Annotated in this window: 6 protein-coding genes; all 6 read left to right on the plus strand. The window is 59.3% G+C overall.

What is annotated here, in order from left to right:
• Positions 1 to 1,284 (plus strand): DNA topoisomerase (locus D5269_RS17200; protein WP_243126947.1); only part of this gene is annotated, 1,284 nt, incomplete at its 5' end.
• A gap of 5 nt (positions 1,285 to 1,289) precedes the next feature.
• Positions 1,290 to 1,676, plus strand: a complete 387-nt coding sequence (locus D5269_RS18750) for a helix-turn-helix domain-containing protein (protein ID WP_010815312.1) — start codon at positions 1,290 to 1,292, stop codon at positions 1,674 to 1,676.
• The gene (locus tag D5269_RS17210; protein WP_016303790.1) at positions 1,673 to 2,125 is read left to right on the plus strand and encodes a DUF4316 domain-containing protein; all 453 of its coding nucleotides are present in this window, start codon (positions 1,673 to 1,675) and stop codon (positions 2,123 to 2,125) included. The genes D5269_RS18750 and D5269_RS17210 overlap by 4 nt, the downstream gene beginning before the upstream one ends.
• Positions 2,122 to 2,397, plus strand: a complete 276-nt coding sequence (locus tag D5269_RS17215) for a hypothetical protein (RefSeq protein WP_010815310.1) — start codon at positions 2,122 to 2,124, stop codon at positions 2,395 to 2,397. The genes D5269_RS17210 and D5269_RS17215 overlap by 4 nt, the downstream gene beginning before the upstream one ends.
• 220 nt (positions 2,398 to 2,617) lie before the next feature.
• The gene (locus D5269_RS18755; protein ID WP_243126948.1) at positions 2,618 to 2,884 is read left to right on the plus strand and encodes a hypothetical protein; all 267 of its coding nucleotides are present in this window, start codon (positions 2,618 to 2,620) and stop codon (positions 2,882 to 2,884) included.
• Between the two features lie 69 nt (positions 2,885 to 2,953).
• Positions 2,954 to 3,195 (plus strand): hypothetical protein (locus D5269_RS17225; RefSeq protein ID WP_147408057.1); only part of this gene is annotated, 242 nt, incomplete at its 3' end.

A 3,195-nucleotide genomic window follows, 5' to 3' on the forward strand; every position in this document is an offset into this window, starting at 1 on the left:
TTTGACTACACCGCCCAGCAGACCCTTGATTATCTGCAAGCCCTCTATGAAAAGCGGCTGGCGACCTACCCACGCACGGACAGCCGGTACTTGACCGAAGATATGGCATCAGGACTGCCCTCATTATGTCAGTCTATCGCCGCATCGCTGCCCTTTGCGGCAGATTTGTCCTTGCCGGTAAACGCTGCGCAGGTAATCGACAACAGCAAAGTCACCGACCACCATGCCATCCTGCCCACGGCAGAAACGGCAAAAACCGACCTGTCCGCGCTGCCCTCCGGGGAGAAAAACATCCTCTTTCTTGCTGCCGCCCGTCTGCTGTGCGCGGTAGGCGAACCCCATACCTATGCGGAAACTGCCGTCACGCTGGAATGTGGCGGCGCTGTCTTTTCCGCCAAAGGCAAGACAGAAATCGCGGCGGGCTGGACGGCTTTGGAGCAGGCTTTCCATGCCACACTGAAACAGAAACCGAAGCAGGCGGAACCGTCCCCGCCGCTTCCTGCGCTCACCGAGGGACAGAAGCTGACCGCCGAGGGCGCGTCCGTCAAAGAGGGCGCGACCTCCCCTCCGGCCCATTTTACCGAGGACACGCTGCTCTCCGCAATGGAACACGCCAGCGCGGAGGATTTTGCAAAGTTGGAGGACGTGGAGCGCAAGGGGCTTGGCACTCCGGCCACCCGCGCCGGCGTGATTGAAAAGCTGGTGCGCTCCGGCTTTGTGGAGCGGAAGAAAAAGCAGCTTCTCCCAACGGAAAAAGGCACGGAACTTATCAAGGTAATGCCCGATACGCTGAAATCCGCAAAGCTGACCGCTGAATGGGAGGAACGGCTGGGCGCGGTGGAGCGCGGGGAACTCTCCCCGGAGGACTTCATGGCAGGCATTTCCGCTATGCTCACCGAACTGATTAAAGGCTATCAGGGCGTGACCGTGGCAAGCGCCGCCCTGTCTGCATCCGGGCGCACGGTAATCGGTATCTGCCCCCGCTGCGGCAAAAACGTGGTGGAGGGCAAAAAGAGTTTCTTCTGCGAGGGCTGGAACGCCACGCCCCCCTGCGGCTTTGCCCTCTGGAAGAACGACCGCTTCTTTACCGGGAAGCGCAAGGAGCTGACCCGCAAGGTTGCCGCCGCCCTGCTGAAAAACGGGCGCGTCGCCATGACCGGCCTGTTTTCCGAGAAAAAAGGCGTCCTCTATGACGCGACCGTTGTGATGGAGGACACCGGAGAGAAATTTGTCCGCTTCAAACTGGAATTTGACCCCAAAACCCCCAAAAAGAAAGGAAACTGACGCTTATGGAAAAGAACATGAACGCATTTAACCGCAACCTGCACAACCTCCTGGCCATCAGCGGCACGGACGCCGCTGAACTGGCGCAGGCCCTGAACGTGGAACTGCCGGAAATGAACCGCTGGCTGAACGGCTCCGCCGCGCCGGATGTGTACCAGCTTCAGGAGATCGCCAGACGGTTCGGGATGCCCTACTCCTACTTCTTTGAGAGCAGCCAGAGCCTGCCCAACGTGCCGGAAGTGGCGGCATGGCTGGGCTTGTCGGAGGAAACGGTGGAAACCCTGCTGGCAATGGCCGATACCGAGCCGGAGGAAGTCATGGACGCGCTGGACGATGCCATTTATGCAATGGCTGCCGCTGTCCGTGCTGCGGGGGAGGTGGATACGGAATGAAGAAAGAGGAACAAAAAGACCTTTTGATTGGGGAAGAAATCGCCATCCGTCAGATTGGCGTCCCCTATGGCTGGCTCTACCGGCGCACGGAACCCGGCTATCTTCTGGCAGACGGAACCGCCCTTTTGGAATGCGAGCGTGACAGCGCAGGCCGCTATAAAGGCGGCGCGGGGCTGGACGGGGTGTACCTGCATACCGGGCGGCTCTATGTGCCGGTGCTGGCGGAGGACGGCAAAGTCCGCGCCTTTCAGGAGGTGCGCCCGGAAAACTACCTTGCCGCCGCCGAAATGAGCGCGGAGGGAAACTATAACCAGATTGACGGCATCATCAACAATGAACCGCCGCCAAAGCCCTCTGTGCTGGATGCCCTCAGCCAGTGCCGGCAGGATGCCGCCAAAGGTCACGATACGCCAAAGAAGCCCCCGCGCGGACAGGAGGTGGAGCGATGAAGCTGTCCGGAACCGAGAGGGAAACCATCGTGCTGTATAACGAAGCAGAAGCCGCCGCCAGCATCTACACCCACAATGCCGCCCTTTGCCGGCAGCTTTCCGAACTGTGCGGCACTTACCCCGGACAGGTACGGCAGACCGGGGACAACGGATATGGCGGGCTTTCCTTTGAACTGCCGAAAAAATGGGTACGCATCACCCCGCCCCGTGTCCTTACCCCTGCACAGCGGGCGGTGCTGGATCAGATGAACGAGAAAAGGCGCGGCGGCTGATTGTCCCCGCTGTCCGGCTGTGGTATAATCAAATCCGGCAGACAAATGGGAAAAACGCGGAGGATGCAGAACGTGAAAAACAGCACTACCCCCAAATGGGCAAAACAGAAGAATAAAGCGGCGCGCCACGCTGCCCGCATCCGCATGGCGCGGCAATGGCTCCCCCTCCTATACGGGGACGCACCTTGTCCGCGCCTACCGGGAAAAATTCAAGGTCGATGTGCCGACCGCGCTGAATGACTTAGAGGAAATCGGCGCACTGACCCCGGAGCAGGCAGCGGTGAAGCGGCAGGCGGAACAGAAACGCCAGGAGCATCTGCGGCGGGAACGGGAGGCAAAGAAACAGCAATCCTTTTATGACCGCTTCCCGGATTCGGACGACCGCTTTTATTTTATCGCCGGTTACACCTCCGGCGGCGCACCCTATGGCGTAACATGGGAAGAAATGGGGCTTTCCCCCTGGGAACTCCCCGGAGAAGAATCATAACAACCATCCACACACCCGGAGCAGGACGCACCTGTTCCGGGCTTTTATTTTGCGAAAAAGGAGGGAAACATGGCGAATAAGCTACAATATGTGTCGCAGCTTGCAGACCAGACCGCCAAAGCGGTCACAAGGAACGCCCACGGCTGGAAAAGCTATCTTACCACTGCATCGCGGCTCTATAAATACTCGTTTGATGAACAGCTTTTAATCTACGCCCAGCGCCCGGACGCCACCGCCTGCGCCAGCATGGAACTGTGGAATGAGGATATGCGCCGCTGGGTCAAGGCCGGCTCCAAGGGCATTGCGCTCAT

The sequence above is a fragment of the Anaerotruncus sp. 1XD42-93 genome (assembly GCF_009917605.1).
GTDB lineage: Bacteria > Bacillota > Clostridia > Oscillospirales > Ruminococcaceae > Anaerotruncus.